Raw genomic sequence first — 20,206 nt, 5'->3', positions numbered from 1 at the left:
CACTTATTAGTTGTACATCATTCGGATGACTTTTGCTCATTTATTGTTTGCTAAGTTCATGTAAACTTGGGCGTATTCTTTTCCTATTTTTTTTATATTCATATGTTCCATTGCATACGAGTAGTTTCTTTCCCCTTTGTGCCAAATAGTCTGCAAATTTCCTTTTTCCAGTGCTTTCACGATACTTAGCGGGTCATCAGGATTGAAGGACGGATTACTTGTTTCATATAGTAACTCACCGATATTTCCCACATTAGGTCCTACTACTACCTTATGATACAAAAAAGCGAGCGGGACCATAGCTGAGTTTAATGCGTCTTTCCGTTGGATAAATACCATGTCACTGGCAGCAATATAGTACGGTAAATCGCAATTATCTATTATTTCGTCTTTAGCTCCGGCATGTATATTCAGCCATCGGTTAAGTAAGGGTATTAGCAGATAGAAACCTATACGGGAGACCCAGCGTTTCAGGAAATTGCAACCGTATTTCTTGATTCTTGAAAAAGGATAGAAACGGGGGGCTACCAATAACTTATTACTTTTGTTCCACTTGTGGAATGCATTCAGTGTCATGCGTCTTTCTTTATTATTACGGAATTTTCCGAATGCAATAACGATAAACGCATTTTGTGGCATTTTGAGATATTGACGTGCCCGTTCTATGCTGATATTTTCTCGGTATGTATATTCGTAAATAGGATGAGGAATGATGATATTTTGGTCATTGGGACTTCCATGGGTAAATTCGTGAAGGCTGTAGCGTCCCATATGTACCACAATGTCACTTTCCGTTTCTATTATTTCATAAACACGACTGATGATTTTATTTGCTGAGGATGGACAGATATTATGGCGAGTGTATACAAAATGCGTTCCCTGTGAACGCCACCAATCGATTCGTTCTTTCAGACGGGCAATAACATTAGGATCGTTGCAGTTCCAACCCACCACTTCTTCGGGCCATTGAAAATGAATAATATCATAAGTCGTGTCAGACTCCCAAAACTCTTTGCAAGAACATCGAACATCAATGCCGGTCAACCGGATAGCCTCGCACAATATAGGTGCGAAAAGGTTATCCATGTCTCTTGTTTCCCGAAAAATTATTAATGCTCTTAAACTTTTATCGTCCGTTTTACAACTGTTCATGTTTTATTCAACTTAGTTTTGACAAGCTTATACTCTTGATACAAAGATAATGAAAATTATGATAACATTTTCTTTTTTGTGCAATTCTTTTTGTCTTGTTTTTTCTTTTTTGCCTTTTTGGTTGTTTTGTTCCACTGGCTTACCAATGATCCGAAGCGTTTTCTTTTCTTGTATGAGCTGTCTTAGTTGTTTTTCCTTGTCTAGAGTATTGTATCAAGAGGTTTTTGTTTGGGATCATAGTTACATAGACCGTCGAAGTCCGTTCGGTTCATGGTTACACATTTTCTGGTTGTCGTATTGTTGGATATCAGGACTTGAGTCCTGATTTGAGTAGGAATGGGAAGATTGAATCGGAAGAGTAAATTAAGGTATATTCATGTTTCAATGTAAAAGAATATTGGACATTTTAATTTTTTGTTAAAAAGAGTGAGGTGTTTACTACACTTCACTCTTTTGATTATATATTATTGATATACAGAATTTTTTGAATATATTTCTAATAATTTCTCAGCTGTTTTCTTCCATGAAAATGACTGGCAGCGTTTCAGACCGTATTCTACTTGCTGTTGGTAAAAGCCTTTATCTTTCTCCAACCTAATAATATGTTGAGCTATGTCCTCTGGACTAAATGGGTTTGCCAGACAAGCACCTTCGCCAGCAATCTCGGGCATTGCCGATGTGTTACTTGCAATGACAGGGGTACCACACGCCATAGCTTCCAACATTGGTATACCGAAACTTTCCCGTAGAGAAGGATATAGAAAAGCAAATGAACTATTATATATATTCACTAAATCTGTGTTGGGTATATATCCCGGAAAACGTAAATAGGGTTTGATGGCTTTTAATTGCTCAGATTGGAGTATATTGTCAATATAATCTTCTTTTACATCAGCTATTAATAGGGGTCTTTTTCGTTCTGATTGTTTCAAATACAAGCTATATGCTTTTAATACACGAGAAGTGTTTTTCTTAGGATCAGTATTGCCGAGAAAGAACAAATAATCATCCGTTTCTATGTATTTGTAAATGGTGTCGGAAACTGTTGAATGAGGATAAAAGTGAGGACTGTATCCATTGTACACAGTAACTAACTGTTCATCCGGAAGATGAAGTGCTTCGCGGATTCGTTGACGCTCGAACTGAGAAACCGTAATTATTTTACTGCAATGAGGTAGGATGCGGGGAACAATCATGCGGCGGTAATACCAGCCCATTTCCTGATACCAAGACTTGCTGGTAGATTGTCGTTTTTCGAGATATATAATATCATGCAATGTCAGTATCAATGGAACTGGACAGTGTAATGGGGCAGTGTTACTAGTGCAATGTAGCAAATCCGGCATTAAGCGTTTTACTGCTTTGGGCAACGCTATTTGTTCCCATAGCGGATAAGTAGGGCAGGACAATTCTACAATGTGCAAGTTGTCTGAATCTTTCAAACAGCGATCTTTACCTGGACTAACGAATATGAAATATTCATTCTCCTGATCTGTTTTTTGCAGTTCCCGAATTGTTTCGAGAGCGACAAAATCCATCCCATGTTTGTTAGTACGAAATATTCTTTGTGCTTCAATGGCTATTTTCATATCTTTCGATTTTGTTTATTCATGTTCACCATGTTCTGTATGAATGAATTTTTTATAGGCTCCTTTCAATTTGAACAGGTTTTTGATAGTAGTGATAGTAAGTGTTGGTAATTGTAAAATGGAAACTAGCAGTTGTTTGTTGAGCATTTCTTTCGGAACTGGTAAAAGCATTGCTGTGATTTGAGCAATTGATAGAATCCACCATTTTATACCTATTTGCCATTCATTTCCTTTTCCTTGCATACTCAAGTACACACCAATAATGGTAAAAATAATTGTGAATCCAAAGACTCCGACAAGCTGAACCAGTCGGGGAGGAAGCATCCATTGGAGGACTTTGTTGCAATAATCAAGGTTTCCTTGTAATAGGGCCTTGGGAAAATATGGGAGTGATGTGCGGAGAGTACCAAATTGGGCAGCTACCCAACGTTTTCGCTGATTACCGATAGCTTCCTTCTTTTGTACTTTTTCGTCGTATACAGGTAGTTGCTGTAGATATGCGGTGTGAATACCTTGTTGTAAAAGTAACATTTCTAATTCTTTGTCTTCTCCCGCCGTTTGGAGAAGTTTCACATTTTGCCTGAACCACTCGGCATGAAAAGCCATCCCGGAGCCGGATAACCCTGCCGAAAGACCGAGCGCATTGTGACCGCTTCGAAAGAATCCATTATTGATTTCTTCACTGATACTATCCAATAAGGAAATGCTTGTATTTAGGTTTTTCCCCGTACGATGTGCTTGTAGAGAACGAATGCCACTGTTGAAAGCTTTGTTTATTTCGCTCAAAAAGCTAGGGATGGTCAAGTTGTCGGCGTCCATGATAATAATGCCATCATATCCTTCACCTTCTATTGAATTAATTGCTGTATTGAGAGCTCGGGCTTTTGAACTTTCTGTGTAATTCACAATTAATAAACTGATGGGCAGAGAGCGTAACTCTTCGTTAGTAGCGGGCTTCATTTGATCTGAAATGACAATGATATCAAACTTCTCAGATGGATAATCTTGTTGCAAGAAACTGCGTACAGAGGAAACGATTACTTGATCTTCCTTGTAAGCTGGGAATAGTATGGCAAAACGACCATAAGTTCTGGCTTCCGGATACCGGGGGGCATGGTAGAACTTGGAGGCTATGGCGAATATTAGCAGGTAGCCGACACAGAGTGCCAAAGGAATATAAAGTATCCAGTCGATAATGTTCATGGTATGTTGTGGATATGAGGTAGTACGTAGGATGATTGTTTTTGGGGTAATGTAAGTGTCAGCCCTGCATAAGTACCTTTACAGATGGCCGCGGATAGATCAAAACGACCTTTCAACGCATATAACAGACTATTCTTACTTGCTGCTACCGTACTCAAATAAAGTAGGCTGACTGACCGCGTAAAACCTTTCAAGTTTCGGCGTGCATAGAGCAAACGATTACGTGTCAGATAGTAAGTACGAAGCTTGCTGAGTTGCCCTGTACTTTGGCTTTCTTTATGGAATATACTGCAACGTGGTTCGTACCACAGTTCATAGCCCGCCCTTGTCATGCTAGTACACCAGTCCAGTTCTTCATAATAGAGAAAAAAGATTTCCGGCATTAATCCTACCGTTTCTACAACTTCTCGCTTTAGTAACATGGCTGCTCCATGAAGATATGGAGTGAGGTGAGCGTTGTCGAACGTTCCATCATCAGGACAGTCGAAACCTAGTGTGCTGTTACGTAACGAGAATTGCGACAAATGGGTGAATCCTGCAAACTGTATATGTTGAGGTGAAAATGCAAATAGTATCTTAGGAGATACGCCACCAATTTTAGGACTACTTTCTAACCGTTCTATGAGAGAGGATATTCCGTCTTTCCGGATATAGGTATCATTGTTGATCAAAAAGAGATATTTGCCTCTTGATTTGCGAATACCTACATTATTCCCACCAGAAAATCCGTTGTTCATATCATTGCGAATAGCTATCACAGAGGGATAAAGCTCTTGTAACTTTGCAGCCTCATGTTCTCGCGAAGCATTATCTACAACAATGATCTCGTAGCTTACCGAATGAATTGTCTTTTGTATAGAATCTATCAGTTCGCATGTATCACTGAATCCATTGTAGCAGATGGTGATAAAGGAAAGAAGCGGATGTTCGTCGATCATACTATTTCGTTTATTATGTTTTTGGGTATTTGTTCTTTTTCTAACCAGATTCGTTCGTCGATATGTTGTGCTGCGAAACATAGGGCAAAACCAACATAGACTGGAAGCTGATTAGGGTATTGCATAACATCATTGACATAGGCAGCTATAAAGAAGCCGACATCCATACTAAACCATGCTGCAACTAGCCCTCGTAAACGTTTGTCGCGTATTCTGAATAATAATATCCACGCACACCAGGTAAAGAGAATGCCATGTATAAGAAGGTATATGATAAGCCCGATAATACCTGTTTCTACCCATACGCTGATGAGCCATGAGTCCGGAGGGTATGGCATTCTTTCTTTTGATTCGAAGTTCCCCGCTTTAGAAAGTCCTATCCCATAGCCAATCGGTTTTTCTGCCATTAAGGTCTTCATCTTTGCCCTGTTTTCAATACGTACCAGATAAGAAGCATCTTTGTCGGGATGGAAGGCAGAACGCATTTTCCATATGTATTGATTTCCGCTTCCTATGTCTGTAAAATAAAAGAAACAGAAAATAGAGGCTATTAAAACGCTTCCTGTAAAAACTGCTTTCCAGTTTTGTGCAAGAATAGCAATTGTTATAATCCCTCCTGCAATGACACCCATGGCGGATCTCGTGCCTGAAATACCCATTCCATAAAGAGCACAAGCAGCAATGAACAGAAAGTAGATTTGTTTCCATTTCTGCTTTACAAAAAAGGCCGATATGCTAAAAACAACTGATGACATGGCAGCGTGTACACCGTAATTTGCTGCATCCGAAAAGCAGGAGAAATAACGTATACCCGACCAAATAAGATGGGTCCGCCAACCTTCACGTGAATATAAGAAGAAAAGATCACGATCACTGAAACCATGGTTTTTCTGCCAATAACCTTTGAGAGTGAATATTATTACGAAAACGGACCAGATGAATAATAAATATTCAATACTCTTGGTGTTACGTATCGTAATGGGAACAAGAAAAGCAAATATCAACGGAAACAAAGCGTAGGGTGGTAAATTAATGTTCCATGCTTGTATTACATTGTTGGGATTGAAAAGTTCCAAAAGATAATAAACGAACCAGACTGCAAATAATCCAAGCATTATATTCCGCCCGGTTTTCCAATCTGTGTTTTCATCATCGCTGAGCTGTATCAGAGTGACAATTGTAAATATCAAAACACAGGCTGTAAATATTAACCCTATTTTAATATCGACAAACATTCCTACAATAAACAGTAGAAACTGTGTAATAAACATTAAATGAATGCCTGTTAATTTACTCATCGTCGTCGTCGTTATCTGCTTCTGCTCTTTTTCTGATTCTTATTTTTTCGGTTAACGATAATTGGCTAAGTTGATAGAGGAATTTGCGTATGAAAGTATATGGTGGCAACAATCCTGTAAAGTCTTCTATAGCAAGCCTGTCAGCATCAGTCAGGCACATACGTAAGGGGGAAGATGATTTTCCGAGTTGTACCATCAGCTGTTCGCTCAGTTGTTTATCTACAGTCTTCCAACCTCGGTTAGCAGGGGCTACCAACAGATTGAGATTAGTGTTTAATAATAATCCGTTGGGAATACTGCATTGCTCTAATGAAGGATAAACAATAATGAGGATATCTTCTCCTTGAGGCGTGTAGAAGTCCAAAAGATTCTTGGCTAGAAGAAAGTCAGAGGATTCTATGTCAAAATCAATGCCATGGCAAATAACTTTTGCTTTTAGTTTACGGCTTTGCCAATATGCACAGAGTAAATTGCCTAGTTCTTCCTGCCCTGAATTGTTGCCAGTACTGAATAAATTAACAGTAAATACGTTACCTGCTTTACGTTCTGTGAAAAATCGTAGTAATGAATTACCTATCTCTTTGACAGCACATTGGGTATAAGTTTTATTCAACTTGCCGTAACGTATGGATGTGAAATTAGGAATGGCACCGATAACCTTGAATCCTGTAACCTTTTTGGCACGTGTCGCATCACGTAAGGTTCTGTCTAATAGCTCGATAAGAATAAACCACGCTACGATTATCAAGAAACTGACCACACAAATAACCATAAGTATTTGTTTGCGATGGGTAGAAGTGGGAGATATTGGATAAGTTGGCTCGTTCAACACCTTAAGAGTGGCTGAAGTCATCTCCAAATTCTTTTTTCTTAATAATGCTTCATTGTAACTTTGAAGTATTCTTAAGTAATTTTGTTCTGTGAAGTTGATGGAACGCTCTTTTTGCTTTATGGTTGTACCAACAGGGGCAAAGAACACATAACGTTCATTCAATTCTTTTCGGGAATCTTGCACAATTTGTAACTCTGCTTTTGCTTTCTCAAATAAAAGAGTTTGTTCCAACCATTGATCGATAATATTGGTACGTGCTACTCCTTCTTTTGTATATTTATGTCCTACGTATGAATCTGCTAACTCACTCAGTTCTTGTTTGATTTCATCCATTCGTTTCTTGTCAGCACTTAGTTCTTTATTATCTTGTTTCCCTTTTTTAGATATTGCTTCCGCTTCAGATATTTTTCCAGTGATGGTTGAAGCTTCTTTTAACTTATCTACGAAATGTAAATTCTTTACCACTTGTTTTGCATTACTGTCCATGTGTTTTTCAAGTTCTTCTAACACCGATTTAGCACTGTTGTAAGCGAAAAGTGCATCTTGTTCTCTAAATTCATATTCTTTGCTAATAGCCGCTATTTCTTTAGTCTCATCAGTATAGTTGATAATACGTTTTTCTACATTATATTTAGTCAGGTCATTCTCTTCGTTCCGAAGTTTCGTACCTATACGGTTTAACTCCTTTTCGAAATAAGCGATTACTTTATCTGTTTCGTCATAGCGAATACGGCTATATTCGTTCACAAATTCTTCCATTAAGATACTCATCGTATTGAAAGCAATTCCCGCATCTTGCGATGTGTAACTAACATCGAGAAGGTCACTGCTAAGCCTACGCTGAACTTTTATCTTTTTCAGAGCTTCGTAGCTGTAGTAAGGATGAGTATAATAAAATAGTCCATAAATATAGTTGGATTTCTCAGGACGCATATATTTGGTAAAGTTTGCTACTGTCTTATCTTCACTACTTTTGTCTATAAGTGCTAAAATCTCCTTCCCTGGAATGCTGTTCTTTAAATGATTATAAGTATATAGGTAACTGGAAGGGGTAATGCCATTTACTTCTTTATCAGGGTTTCCTTTGATAAGAACTCGGGCAAATAAACGAATGGATACTCTTTTTAGTGTGCTTTCTGCTTGCATGATACTAATTAGATTGTCCATCGAATTTTGTACCATTGCCCAGTTTGTTTGTTTTTCACTTTCTAAATTATATCCGGAAGCAACTCCTGTATATAAGGTAGACTTTACTTCATAACCTCCTTGCATGTTAGAAGTAAGGTAAAATGCTAATGCAGTACATACACCGGTCACTAATATGATTTGCCAATAATGCCGGAAAAGAGTCCGTAACGTTGAAATGATGAAATTCATAAATCTTATTTGTTTTTTATGATCGGTGTACGGGAAATAACTTCGAGTATCATGAGACTTTTGGTTAGCTCAAACTTACTGCTTTCAAAAGCTTCGCGTGCTTTGGATTGTCTCTCTTTGTCAATGGACAGCTCTGAAGATTCAATAGTACCATTAGCAAAGTTCTTTTCCGATATTTCGTATTGTACAGTTGCAAGTACTAGACTTTCGCTTCTCATTTGGAGTACCTGCAATTGGGATGTTGCCATAGCATACATTTCGATGATTTCTTTCTTGATCTCATCGTATTTAATTTCTCTTTCCAGTTCAGCACTTCTGAAAGCTAATTTTTGACGGCTGACACGTGGCTTTAAGTCGAATAGTTGATCTAAAGGTATACTAACCCCTGCTCCGACGGTATAACCATTTTGTGCCTGCGTGGAGTAACTGAGATAGGGAGCGATTGCTACATCGGTGTAAGTAGATTCATTACCGAACATACCATATTGATAGCTTCCTCGTAGGCTGAAGAATCCAAGAAAAGCCCGCTTTTCCTTGGCAAGTAATTTGCGTTCTATGGCAGCTTTTACGTCAGCCATTTCATAAATTGGTGTGTTTTTAGCATTTTCAAATAGAACATCAAGAGGTGGAAGTACAATGTTTTCATAATCAACTTCACTGGAGTTGGAATTATTATTCACTTCTTGTGCAGCAATGTACATAGGTGCTAATAATAGCAATAAAAATACAATAGGGGCTTTAAAATGCTTCATAATGAACATATGTCTTTGTTCTTGTTTGTTTATCAATACACAAAGGTAACAATTAAGTTCATTTAGCGATATTTTTCCACCCTATTTTTGCAAAAATTGTATAGAATGCACGAATATGTTAGACTAAAATGCTTCAGTCATGTTAAAATAGAACAGATTTTGCTTGTTCACCATGTTTCTGCCAAAGTCCAGACGGACGTTCATACGGGGCTGAACTTCAATACGTAAACCGGCTCCTAAGTTGGGGAGTACACCTTCGATTTTGCCCGGAGTAGGACCCATGAAACCACATCCGCCCCATGCTACATAGCCTACGTGACTTAACATTTTCTTTACCCAATTACTTTTATCTGTATTGATCATTTGACGGTATTCGGCCATTACTACATGAGATGATTTATCACGATATTGTCCCATATAATAGCCGCGTAGATCAAAAGGTGTGCCGCTAAGAACATATTTTGTCAAAGGAACATCACCAAACACGTTTTTGGTCTGAGCTGTCCAGGCAAGCACTCTACGGCGTCCGAAGCTTTTATACTGTCGATAATCTACTTCTAAACGGTAGAAATTATTGTCTCCTCCAAATCCTTTATTATACATCATTCCACGGAAATCCAGATAAATTCCTTTATAAGCATTCGCTGGAATATCACGAGTATCATACGTCAGCAAAAAACCCAGACCTGAACTTGTGTTTCTATAACCGTTCTCTGTTCCTCCTGCTGCTATGTAAGAGGGTTGCTCTACCATTCCTGGCGCAGGTTTGGTGATTTTATCATAATTGAAGTCAATTTGCGGACCGGCAAAGAAATCACTTTTTCCTAAACGAAACAGGAACCATGGGTTCACTTGAACACCGCTATAACGGTATTCACTTGTTTCTTTTCCACGTTCGAAATCTTTGTTAGTCGTATATCCGATACCGTAAAAATTTTCGATAGTGTTTTTATAGGAAAAAGTTCCGAAAATACGGAAACGGTCACCTTGAAAGAATAGCTGTGGTTTAGCCATCAGGTTCAATCCTCCTTTAAACATTAAAGCAATTGCCATCGGAACTATTGAACGCCGTTGGGTAGTATCACTCGGATTCATCCGAAATGTCATTAGTGCGCTACCACCTACTAACAAACCAAAATCGGGTGTGTAACTGGGACCACCTAAGATATTATAGTGGAGATTTCGCTTTGCTACGCGTTGACGTCGTAATTCGCGTTTGGAAAGGGTAGGAGTGGTATCAGTTGTTGCAACCTCGCTAATGGTAATAGTAGCATTTGGTGATTCAGTGTCCTTTACTATTGTGCTGTTATCTTGGGCCAATGCAACACAGGCGGGTAGAAATGCTACCCATATACCTATAATATATTTCTTCATACTCATTTTTGAAATTCGATGCAAAGGAAACTATTTTATTTCGATTAGTTTTTATACTCATTGATAATAAATCTAAAAAAGAATCGTATTTTTGCGAAACAATCGTATACAAATGTGGTAACTTGCCAATCGGTAAGTTAATTAATTACTTATATTATGAATAAACGAATTTTATCTGTTTTTGTTTTATGTGCTTTTTATCATTCTGTACAAGCACAAGAAGGAAAAGGCGGTATCAGCGATACTATGATGCAGCAGATCAAACAAACTTATCAAGAAACATCCGCTGATAAAGCAATCCGAAACGCTATAGGTAGTAACGACATCCGTAAGCTGGCTTTGAATCAGGATAATTTGAAAGGTATGGATACGCATTTTTCCATCAAAGTGCCTTCTAAAGGTATTACTGATCAGAAGTCTTCGGGACGTTGCTGGCTTTTCACTGGGCTAAATGTGATGCGTGCCAAAACCATTGCTAAATATAACCTTGGCTCTTTCGAATTTTCGCAGATTTATCCTTTCTTCTTTGATCAACTGGAAAAAGCAAACCTTTTTTTGCAAGGTATCATTGACACCAGTGATAAACCGATGAACGATAAAATGGTGGAATGGCTCTTTAAACATCCTTTGAGTGATGGAGGAACATTTACAGGAGTTGCCGACATTGTAAGCAAATATGGCTTGGTTCCCAAGGAAGTGATGCCTGAAACAAATAGCAGTGAAAATACTTCCCGTATGGCAGGATTAATTACTTTAAAGCTCCGTGAACAAGGATTGCAACTTCGGGACATGGGGTCAAAAGGTGCTAAACCTGCTGCTTTGGAAAAAGCTAAAACGGAAATGCTAGGTACTATATACCGTATGTTAGTCCTGAATCTTGGTGTCCCTCCCACTGAATTTACCTGGACACAATATAATTCAAAAGGTGAAGCTGTTGAGACGGCTACCTATACTCCGCTTTCTTTCCTGAAGAAGTTTGGCGATGAAAACTTAATCGGTAACTATGTAATGTTAATGAACGACCCAAGCCGTGAGTATTACAAGTGTTACGAAATAGATTATGACCGGCATCGTTACGACGGAACGAACTGGAAATATGTGAATCTCCCGATCGAGGATATTAAGGAAATGGCAATTGCTTCTTTAAAGGACAGCACTATGATGTACTTTTCCTGTGATGTAGGCAAATGTCTGAATTCAGACCGTGGTCTTCTCGACGTTAAAAACTATGATTATGAATCTCTGATGGGGACTTCTTTTGGTATGGATAAGAAACAACGTATCCAAACTTTTGACAGCGGTTCCAGTCATGCTATGACTCTCATGGCCGTAGATCTCGATAAAAATGGAAAGCCGACCAAGTGGATGGTTGAAAATAGTTGGGGAGCGGGTGCCGGCTATCAGGGACATCTTATTATGACTGACGAATGGTTCAATGAATATATGTTCCGTCTTGTCATAGAAACGAAATTTGCAACTCCTAAAGCTCTTGAAATACTGAAGCAGAAGCCGATACGTCTTCCTGCCTGGGATCCTATGTTTGCCGGAGAAGAATAATTTCTTCTCTGCCGCATACTTGACGTAGACAATTATCCTTTTTATCTTTTAATAAAATGGATGAATAAGTAAAGATTAACGTTCGCATTAAAGAGTTCTGTTAAGTGAGAACTATTAAAATCTGACTTAAATATGCCATGTATAAAGGCTTTCTGCAATTTCTCCTTAGGTCTTTTATTTACTTCAAAACCGAGGAATAATGTTAATGTGTGCGGACACGAAAGGAATTACGGAAATTTCTCCGTAATTCCTTTCTTTTTTCCTCTCGAATCACATTATTATTTATTACTTTTGCGGCAAATTTATGAAACCATTATTTTATATAGCATGGCAAATGTAATAAAGTTACGTAAAGGCCTTGACATAAACCTGAAAGGAAAAGCTGCTGAGACGTATGCTACAGTGAAGGAGCCGGGATTCTACGCACTTGTACCCGATGATTTCCCTGGAGTGACACCGAAGGTAGTTGTGAAAGAGCAGGAGTATGTGATGGCCGGTGGACCCTTGTTTATCGACAAGAATCATCCTGAAGTGAAATTTGTTTCGCCCGTAAGTGGCGTAGTGACGAGCGTAGAACGTGGCGCCCGCCGTAAGGTATTAAACATCGTAGTGGAAGCTGCTGCTGAACAAGACTACGAAGATTTCGGTAAGAAGAATGTGGCTTCTATGGATGCTGATGCTGTGAAGACTGCTTTGTTGGAAGCAGGAATTTTCGCATTTATCAAACAACGTCCGTATGCCATCATTGCTGATCCGACGGTCACTCCGAAAGGAATCTTCGTTTCTGCATTCGACACCAATCCATTGGCTCCCAATTTCGAGTTTGCCTTGAAAGGAGAAGAAGCAAACTTCCAGACAGGTCTTGATGTTCTTGCCAAAATGGCAAAAACTTACTTGAACATCAGTGTGAAACAAACTGCCGCTGCTCTGACTCAGGCTAAGAACGTTACCATTACTGCATTTGATGGTCCGAACCCTGCTGGAAACGTGGGTGTTCAAATCAACCATTTGGATCCGGTGTCTAAAGGTGAAACTGTATGGACTATTGATCCTCAAGCCGTTATTTTCATCGGTCGTCTCTTTAATACGGGGCGTGTAGACTTTACACGTACTGTAGCCGTTACAGGTTCTGAGGTATTGAAACCTGCATACTGCAAACTCCAGGTCGGTGCATTGCTGACAAACGTTTTTGCTGGTAACGTAACTACTGATAAAGATTTGCGATATATCAGTGGTAATGTGTTGACAGGTAAACAAGTGTCTCCCAACGGATTCCTTGGTGCTTTCGACAGCCAACTGACTGTAATCCCTGAAGGTGATGAGATTCATGAAATGTTGGGATGGATTATGCCTCGTTTTGATCAATACAGTGCCAACCACTCTTATTTCAGCTGGCTGATGGCCAAAAAGGAATACACATTAGATGCACGTGTGAAAGGTGGCGAACGTCACATGATCATGTCTGGTGAATATGATAAGGTATTCCCGATGGATATTCTGCCTGAATATCTGATTAAAGCGATCATTGCTGCTGATATCGACCGTATGGAAGCATTGGGTATCTATGAAGTAGCTCCTGAAGACTTTGCTCTCTGCGAATTCGTCTGCTCATCGAAGATGGAACTGCAACGCATCGTTCGTGCGGGGCTTGACATGCTTCGTGCAGAAATGGCGTAATAATGTTCGTATGGCAAATCGTAAATTGTAAATCGTAAAATTGTAAATATATTAATGAAAGCGTTAAGAAATTATCTCGATAAGATAAAGCCGAACTTTGAAGAGGGCGGCAAATTCCACGCATTCCAGTCGGTGTTCGACGGCTTCGAAACATTCCTGTTCGTGCCCAACAAGACTGCGAAAACGGGAACGCATATACACGACGCCATCGACAGTAAACGTATCATGTCGATTGTGGTTATCTCATTAATACCGGCTTTGTTGTTCGGTATGTACAACGTAGGTTACCAGCATTTCACTCATACAGGTGCTACTGGCAGCTTCATCGAAATGTTTATCTACGGATTCTTGGCTGTATTGCCTAAAATTATTGTATCGTATGTAGTAGGTTTGGGCATTGAGTTTGTTGTAGCTCAATGGAAGAAGGAAGAAATTCAGGAAGGATTCTTGGTTTCTGGTATTCTGATCCCGATGATTGTGCCGGTAGACTGTCCGTTGTGGATTCTTGCCGTAGCTACTGCATTCTCTGTAATCTTCGCAAAAGAAGTATTTGGTGGTACGGGTATGAATATTTTCAACGTAGCATTGATTACTCGCGCATTCTTGTTCTTCGCTTATCCGACTAAAATGTCCGGTGACGTCGTTTGGGTATCTGGTGACAGTATCTTTGGTATGGGACAGGCTGTAGACGGATTGACTGTAGCTACTCCGTTGGGACAAGCTGCAACAACCGGTGCGGTTCCTCCATTCAACCTGGATATGATTACAGGTCTAATTCCAGGTTCTATCGGTGAAACAAGTGTGATCGCCATCCTGATTGGTGCTGCTATCCTTTTGTGGACTGGTGTTGCAAGTTGGAAGACGATGATCTCTGTATTTGTTGGTGGTGCATTCATGGCTTGGGTATTTAATACCGTAGGTCCTGATACTGCAATGGCTCACATGCCTTGGTATGAGCATCTTGTATTAGGTGGTTTCTGCTTTGGTGCTGTGTTTATGGCTACTGATCCTGTAACTTCTGCGCGTACAGAAACAGGTAAATATATCTTCGGATTCTTGATCGGTGTAATGGCTATTGTTATCCGCGTACTGAATCCGGGTTATCCGGAAGGTATGATGCTCGCCATCTTACTGATGAACATTTTTGCTCCGTTGATTGATTACTGTGTAGTGCAGAGTAATATCACTCGCCGCGAAAAACGCGCTGTAAAGTCTAACCAATAAATACCGAATGAAAATGAATACGAATAGTAATAGTTATACTATCATTTATGCTTCGGTAATGGTTGTTATCGTTGCATTCCTGCTGGCATTCGTTAGTTCTTCTTTAAGAGAAACGCAAAGTAAGAATGTACAGTTGGATACTAAAAAACAAATTCTCGCTGCCCTGAACATTAAGAATGTGGAAGATGCGGATGAGGAATATAAGAAATATGTAAAAGGTGACATGCTGATGAACGTAGATGGCACACTGACTGAAAATACAGGTGATTTTGTTACTAATTACGAAAAGGAAGCAAAAGAGAACCAACGTTTGCACGTATTTGTATGCGAAGTAGATGGTCAGACTAAATATGTGGTCCCTGTATACGGTGCCGGTCTTTGGGGGGCTATCTGGGGATATGTTGCACTGAACGAAGATAAAGATACTGTATATGGTACTTACTTCTCACATGCAAGTGAAACTCCGGGGCTGGGTGCTGAAATTGCAACAGATTGGTTCCAAAAAGCATTTGAAGGCAAGAAAACAATAGAAAATGGCACTGTCGCTCTTGGCGTTACTAAGAACGGCAAGGTAGAGAAACCTGAATATCAGGTAGACGGTATTTCCGGTGGTACAATCACATCAGTGGGGGTAGATGCCATGTTGAAGGCTTGTCTGAATAGTTACTTGAGTTTTTTAACTAAATAATAAAGGAGGAGAAATAAGAATATGGGACAGTTGTTTTCAAAGAGAAATAAAGAAGTATTCTCTGCTCCGCTGGGAATGGATAATCCGGTAACCGTACAGGTGTTGGGTATCTGTTCGGCACTTGCTGTAACTGCTAAACTGGAACCTGCTATTGTGATGGGGCTTTCAGTAACAGTGATTACCGCATTTTCTAACGTCGTTATTTCATTGTTGCGCAAAACCATTCCTAACCGTATCCGTATCATCGTACAGTTGGTGGTTGTAGCAGCTTTGGTAACTATCGTAAGTGAAATCCTGAAAGCGTTTGCATATGATGTAAGTGTACAGCTTTCTGTTTACGTAGGTTTGATCATTACAAACTGTATCCTGATGGGACGTTTGGAAGCATTTGCCATGCAAAACGGTCCTTGGGAATCATTCCTTGACGGTGTGGGTAACGGTTTGGGGTATGCAAAGATTTTGGTAATCGTAGCTTTCTTCCGCGAACTGTTTGGCTCGGGAACATTGCTTGGTTTCAACATTTTGAACTACGGACCGATTCAGAAAATTGGATACGTAAACAATGGTCTGATGCTAATGCCTCCGATGGCATTGATTATCGTAGCTTGCATTATCTGGTATCAACGTGCACGTCACAAAGAACTGCAAGAAAAGTAATAATATAAATGAAGAATGAAAAAGGGGGAATGAAGAATTGGGACTGTGAGCAGTGTGTACATTTTTATGTTGCCGTTCGTTGTGCTTTCTTCAATCTGACTTCTTCTTTCTTAATTCTTAATTAAAGATATGGAACATTTATTAAGTTTATTCGTCCGCTCCATCTTTGTGGACAACATGATATTCGCTTTCTTCCTCGGTATGTGTTCATACCTGGCTGTATCGAAGAATGTGAAGACTGCCGTAGGACTAGGTATTGCTGTAACTTTCGTGTTGATTGTTACTCTTCCGGTCAATTATTTGTTGCAAACTAAGGTATTGGCAGCTAACGCTATCGTCGAAGGTGTTGATCTTAGTTTCTTGAGTTTTATTCTTTTCATTGCGGTTATTGCCGGTATCGTGCAATTGGTAGAGATGGTAGTAGAGCGTTTCAGCCCGTCGCTGTATGCCTCACTCGGTATCTTTTTGCCGTTGATTGCTGTAAACTGTGCCATCATGGGTGCTTCGCTTTTCATGCAACAGCGTATCAACTTGGCTCCGAGCGATCCGAAATATATTGGTGACATTTGGGATGCACTCTCTTATGCATTGGGTTCAGGTATCGGTTGGTTACTGGCTATTGTTGGTTTGGCTGCGATACGTGAAAAAATGGCTTACTCTGATGTACCTGCTCCTTTGAAAGGTTTAGGTATCACATTTATCACAGTAGGTCTGATGGCCATCGCATTTATGTGTTTCTCTGGTTTGAACATCTAATAAAGAAAGGAATAAACAATGGATATGAATTTAATATTAGCGAGCATTGGGGTATTCCTTGTGGTTATTCTGCTGCTTGTTATCATCTTGTTGGTTTCCAAGAAATTCTTGGTACCTTCAGGAAACGTGAAACTTACAATTAACGGTGAAAAAGAACTGGAAGTAGCTTCCGGCTCTACTTTGCTGAACACACTGTCTGTAAACGGAATATTCTTGTCATCCGCTTGTGGTGGTAAGGGGTCTTGTGGTCAGTGTAAATGTCAGGTACTTGAAGGTGGTGGCGAGATCTTGCCTTCTGAAGTTCCTCATTTCAGCCGTAAACAGCAACAAGACCATTGGCGTCTGGGTTGTCAGGTGAAAGTGAAAGGTGACATGGCTATTAAGATTGACGAATCTGTACTTGGCGTAAAAGAGTGGGAATGCGAAGTTATTTCCAATAAGAACGTTGCTACATTTATCAAGGAGTTTATTGTTGCACTGCCTAAGGGTGAACATATGGACTTTATCCCGGGCTCTTATGCACAGATCAAGATTCCTAAATATACAATGGATTACAACAAGGACATTGATAAGGGGCTGATCGGTGAGGAATATTTGCCGGCTTGGGAGAAATTCGGTCTGTTTGGTTTGAAGTGTACAAACAACGAAGAAACAATTCGTGCTTATTCTATGGCTAACTATCCAGCAGAAGGTGACCGTATTATGCTGACTGTACGTATTGCAACTCCACCGTTTAAACCGAAAGATCAAGGTCCCGGATTTATGGATGTACCCGCTGGTATCGCTTCTTCATACATCTTTACTCTGAAACCGGGTGACAAGGTGATTATGAGTGGTCCTTACGGAGACTTCCATCCAATCTTAGATTCTAAGAAAGAAATGATGTGGATTGGTGGTGGTGCCGGTATGGCTCCGTTGCGTGCACAAATCATGCACTTGACGAAGACATTGCATATTACTGATCGTAAAATGTCTTATTTCTATGGTGCACGTGCTTTGAACGAGGTGTTCTATTTGGAAGACTTCTTGCAGATTGAAAGAGACTTCCCGAACTTTTCATTCCATCTGGCACTAGACCGTCCGGATCCTGCGGCTGATGCAGCAGGTGTGAAATACACTCCGGGATTTGTTCATAATGTAATTTATGAGACATATTTGAAGAATCATGAAGCACCAGAAGATATTGAATATTATATGTGTGGTCCTGGTCCGATGTCCAAAGCTGTGGAGAAGATGCTTGACGATCTGGGCGTTCCGGCACAGAACTTGATGTTCGATAACTTCGGAGGATAATATTCTAACAAGCATGGACTTGTAAAGCTTCAGAAATGGTTCTTTGCTGCTTTTAGTATGTAAATATAAGACTAACGGGAAATCTGAAGAAGGCAATTATGTCTTTCAGATTTTCCGTTTATTTTTTGCTTTTCGCTTTCGTCTCTAATTGATAAATTTTATATAGATTCCAAATATAGTTTCCTGTTCTTTATTAATATTACCTATTATTTTTGTACATTTGACACCAATATTGATCTTTTAAATACATTATGTTATGGAATATCACCGTATATCTTTTATCCACAATGACACAGAATATTCGTTTACCAAAGCTATCAATGAGAATCTTACAGGATATGCCTTAATTTCAGCCTGCCGGGCGGAAGTTGTAATTTATATGAAGGAACATGATTTAAAAGGTCGCTACATCTTAACAGGCATGGCTAAAATATCATAATTAACTTTCATTCTTCATTTCTTTTCATATCTTTGTTTTCATGATACAGAATAATGAAATAATAGAATCAGCCCTTCGTAATTTGAATATTAAAGCACTGAATCCGATGCAGGAAGCATCGCTTGAGCAAGCTATGGGCAAGAAAGATGTGATTCTCTTGTCGCCGACAGGTTCAGGTAAGACTCTGGCATATCTGTTACCTTTGTTGCTCATCCTGAAATCGGATGACAACAGTGTACAAGTATTGATTCTTGCTCCTTCACGTGAGTTAGCTTTGCAAATAGATACTGTTTTCAAATCAATGGAGACTTCTTGGAAAACTTGTTGTTGTTATGGTGGACATCCTATAGCTGAAGAGAAGAAAAGTATTGCGGGTAATCATCCTGCTATTATTATTGGTACGCCTGGACGTATCACTGATCATCTATCAAAAGGAAATTTCAATCCAGAAACTATCCATACGTTGATAATTGACGAATTTGATAAATCGTTGGAATTCGGTTTTCATGATGAAATGGCGGAAATTATCACTCAACTTCCGGGATTAAAGAAACGGATTCTATTGTCTGCTACTGATGCTGAAGAAATCCCTCAATTCACAGGATTGAATCGAACTGTTAAATTGAATTTCCTTCCAGAAGCTTCTGAGGAGCGAGATTCTCGTCTGACTTTGATGAAGGTAATATCTCCTTCGAAAGATAAAGTAGATACACTTTATAATTTGCTTTGTACATTGGGTAGTAGCTCCAGTATTGTTTTTTGCAATCATCGGGATGCTGTAGATCGTGTACATAAATTATTAGCGGAAAAGAAATTATATACAGAACGTTTTCATGGAGGAATGGAACAACCTGACCGGGAACGTGCATTATATAAATTCCGTAACGGCAGTTGTCATGTTCTGATTTCTACTGATCTTGCAGCACGTGGACTTGATATACCTGAAATTGAGCATATTATTCACTATCATTTGCCGGTTAATGAAGAAGCGTTTACACATCGCAATGGTCGTACTGCCCGTTGGGATGCAACAGGTACTTCATATCTGATTCTTAATGAAGAAGAAAAATTGCCTCTCTATATTCCGGAAGACATAGAAACGATAGTATTACCGGAAAATCCTCCTCGTCCTCCCAAGTCAGTTTGGGCTACTATATATATAGGTAAAGGAAAGAAAGAAAAATTGAATCGGATTGATATTGCAGGATTCTTATATAAAAAAGGTAATCTAAGTCGTGAAGATGTTGGAGCAATTGATGTGAAAGAACATTATTCGTTTGTGGCAATTCGTCGTACTAAAGTGAAGCAATTATTAAATCTTATTCAAGGCGAGAAGATTAAAGGAATGAAAACCATTATTGAGGAAGCCAAGTAAAGAGGTTATATGTTTCTTGGCTGTG

The 20,206-nt window shown here is 39.4% G+C and carries 17 protein-coding genes; 9 read left to right on the top strand and 8 right to left on the bottom strand.

The window, feature by feature from the left end; genetic code table 11:
- Positions 1-36: 36 nt before the first annotated feature.
- The 8 genes from CZ225_RS13110 to CZ225_RS13075 form a co-directional block, all read right to left on the bottom strand.
- Complete coding sequence (locus CZ225_RS13110) at positions 37-1,152, bottom strand: glycosyltransferase family protein (protein WP_077154409.1); 1,116 nt, start codon at positions 1,150-1,152, stop codon at positions 37-39.
- Between the two features lie 464 nt (positions 1,153-1,616).
- Complete coding sequence (locus CZ225_RS13105) at positions 1,617-2,741, bottom strand: glycosyltransferase family 4 protein (protein ID WP_077154408.1); 1,125 nt, start codon at positions 2,739-2,741, stop codon at positions 1,617-1,619.
- A 15-nt stretch (positions 2,742-2,756) separates the two neighbouring features.
- Positions 2,757-3,944 carry a glycosyltransferase family 2 protein gene (locus tag CZ225_RS13100; RefSeq protein ID WP_077154407.1) on the bottom strand — a complete coding sequence of 396 codons (1,188 nt, stop codon included), beginning with the start codon at positions 3,942-3,944 and terminating at the stop codon, positions 2,757-2,759.
- Complete coding sequence (locus CZ225_RS13095) at positions 3,941-4,882, bottom strand: glycosyltransferase family 2 protein (protein WP_077154406.1); 942 nt, start codon at positions 4,880-4,882, stop codon at positions 3,941-3,943. The genes CZ225_RS13100 and CZ225_RS13095 overlap by 4 nt, the downstream gene beginning before the upstream one ends.
- Entirely contained in the window at positions 4,879-6,153 is a 1,275-nt protein-coding gene (locus CZ225_RS13090) for an O-antigen ligase family protein (RefSeq protein WP_077155826.1), read from the bottom strand. The genes CZ225_RS13095 and CZ225_RS13090 overlap by 4 nt, the downstream gene beginning before the upstream one ends.
- A 19-nt stretch (positions 6,154-6,172) precedes the next feature.
- Complete coding sequence (locus CZ225_RS13085) at positions 6,173-8,389, bottom strand: GumC family protein (protein ID WP_077154405.1); 2,217 nt, start codon at positions 8,387-8,389, stop codon at positions 6,173-6,175.
- Positions 8,390-8,394: 5 nt separating this feature from the next.
- Positions 8,395-9,141: a TolC family protein gene (locus CZ225_RS13080; RefSeq protein ID WP_077155825.1), complete on the bottom strand. Its 747-nt coding sequence runs from the start codon at positions 9,139-9,141 to the stop codon at positions 8,395-8,397.
- A 123-nt stretch (positions 9,142-9,264) separates the two neighbouring features.
- Complete coding sequence (locus tag CZ225_RS13075) at positions 9,265-10,515, bottom strand: BamA/TamA family outer membrane protein (protein ID WP_077155824.1); 1,251 nt, start codon at positions 10,513-10,515, stop codon at positions 9,265-9,267.
- A gap of 156 nt (positions 10,516-10,671) precedes the next feature.
- On the opposite strand from CZ225_RS13075, the gene CZ225_RS13070 reads away from it, so the two are divergent.
- From CZ225_RS13070 to CZ225_RS13030, 9 genes are all read left to right on the top strand, one after another.
- The gene (locus tag CZ225_RS13070; RefSeq protein WP_077154404.1) at positions 10,672-12,072 is read left to right on the top strand and encodes a C1 family peptidase; all 1,401 of its coding nucleotides are present in this window, start codon (positions 10,672-10,674) and stop codon (positions 12,070-12,072) included.
- Between the two features lie 327 nt (positions 12,073-12,399).
- Positions 12,400-13,749 (top strand): Na(+)-translocating NADH-quinone reductase subunit A, encoded by a 1,350-nt coding sequence (locus CZ225_RS13065; protein WP_077155823.1) that lies wholly within the window; start codon positions 12,400-12,402, stop codon positions 13,747-13,749.
- A 54-nt stretch (positions 13,750-13,803) separates the two neighbouring features.
- Positions 13,804-14,973 (top strand): NADH:ubiquinone reductase (Na(+)-transporting) subunit B, encoded by a 1,170-nt coding sequence (locus tag CZ225_RS13060; protein WP_077154403.1) that lies wholly within the window; start codon positions 13,804-13,806, stop codon positions 14,971-14,973.
- 13 nt (positions 14,974-14,986) lie between these two features.
- Entirely contained in the window at positions 14,987-15,661 is a 675-nt protein-coding gene (locus tag CZ225_RS13055; RefSeq protein ID WP_077155822.1) for a Na(+)-translocating NADH-quinone reductase subunit C, read from the top strand.
- A 21-nt stretch (positions 15,662-15,682) separates the two neighbouring features.
- Positions 15,683-16,318 carry an NADH:ubiquinone reductase (Na(+)-transporting) subunit D gene (locus CZ225_RS13050; RefSeq protein WP_077154402.1) on the top strand — a complete coding sequence of 212 codons (636 nt, stop codon included), beginning with the start codon at positions 15,683-15,685 and terminating at the stop codon, positions 16,316-16,318.
- A gap of 129 nt (positions 16,319-16,447) precedes the next feature.
- Positions 16,448-17,074, top strand: coding sequence for an NADH:ubiquinone reductase (Na(+)-transporting) subunit E (gene nqrE, locus CZ225_RS13045; RefSeq protein ID WP_025074245.1), 627 nt, complete (start codon positions 16,448-16,450; stop codon positions 17,072-17,074).
- Between the two features lie 18 nt (positions 17,075-17,092).
- Positions 17,093-18,367: an NADH:ubiquinone reductase (Na(+)-transporting) subunit F gene (gene nqrF, locus CZ225_RS13040; protein ID WP_077154401.1), complete on the top strand. Its 1,275-nt coding sequence runs from the start codon at positions 17,093-17,095 to the stop codon at positions 18,365-18,367.
- A 256-nt stretch (positions 18,368-18,623) separates the two neighbouring features.
- The gene (locus CZ225_RS13035; RefSeq protein ID WP_077154400.1) at positions 18,624-18,806 is read left to right on the top strand and encodes a hypothetical protein; all 183 of its coding nucleotides are present in this window, start codon (positions 18,624-18,626) and stop codon (positions 18,804-18,806) included.
- A 40-nt stretch (positions 18,807-18,846) separates the two neighbouring features.
- Positions 18,847-20,181: a DEAD/DEAH box helicase gene (locus CZ225_RS13030; protein ID WP_077154399.1), complete on the top strand. Its 1,335-nt coding sequence runs from the start codon at positions 18,847-18,849 to the stop codon at positions 20,179-20,181.
- Positions 20,182-20,206 lie beyond the last annotated feature (25 nt).

This window comes from Bacteroides bouchesdurhonensis (assembly GCF_900155865.1).
GTDB lineage: Bacteria > Bacteroidota > Bacteroidia > Bacteroidales > Bacteroidaceae > Bacteroides > Bacteroides bouchesdurhonensis.
This window is presented reverse-complemented; position numbering and strand designations above follow the sequence as displayed.